This window comes from Acinetobacter sp. TUM15071, assembly GCF_008980925.1.
Taxonomy (GTDB): Bacteria; Pseudomonadota; Gammaproteobacteria; order Pseudomonadales; family Moraxellaceae; genus Acinetobacter; species Acinetobacter dispersus.
The window spans coordinates 1-628 of sequence record NZ_BKGB01000044.1 but is presented as its reverse complement, the minus strand read 5'-3'; the positions used below and the strand labels follow the sequence as shown (position 1 = coordinate 628).

Annotated in this window: 1 protein-coding gene and 1 pseudogene; both read left to right on the top strand. The window is 36.6% G+C overall.

The annotated features are described in order from the left end of the window. A pseudogene (locus GBI66_RS19130) lies at nt 1-468 on the top strand (TonB-dependent receptor); the annotation flags it as partial. A 75-nt stretch (nt 469-543) separates the two neighbouring features. Beyond that, the coding region (locus GBI66_RS19785) for a hypothetical protein (RefSeq protein WP_228267312.1) at nt 544-628 on the top strand (85 nt) is incomplete at its 3' end.

Genomic DNA, 628 nt, shown 5'->3' with positions numbered 1-628 from the left:
GACCGTTATAAAGATTTCCGTTTAGTTCGATATACTCAAGATAAAGCACACTTCTATGTTGCAGAGGGTGAAATTGGTTATCAAATTACCCCAATGTACAAGATCAGTGCTTTTGGTGATTATGTGCGCGGTAAAATTGATGCATAAGGTAATGCTCCACGTATTCCAGCAGGACGTTTAGGTACTAAAGTCGATGCAGATTTTGGTGATGGTTTTAGTGGTTCTGCCGAGTACTACCATGTCTTTAACCAAGATAAGATTGCAGCTTACGAGACCGAAACTGAAGGCTATAACATGCTCAATCTTGGGGTGGCATATTCTGGACAATATGGTGCAAAAACTGATTACCGTGTTTATATGAAAGCAAATAACTTGTTAGATGACACGGTTTATCAACATGCTTCATTCTTATCAAATATTCCACAAGTTGGACGTAATTTTACTGTAGGTGTTGATTTTAGTTTCTAAGGCTTTAACACGAAACTAAACTTGAAAAATCAATCCAAAAGACCTAATTTGAAAGCATCAAGTTAGGTCTTTTTTATGCGTATTTTTCAACGAATTCATCAAAAAATAAATTGGTCAGGGCGTCGTTATATGGCGGTATTACTTTGCATTGTTGCTATTG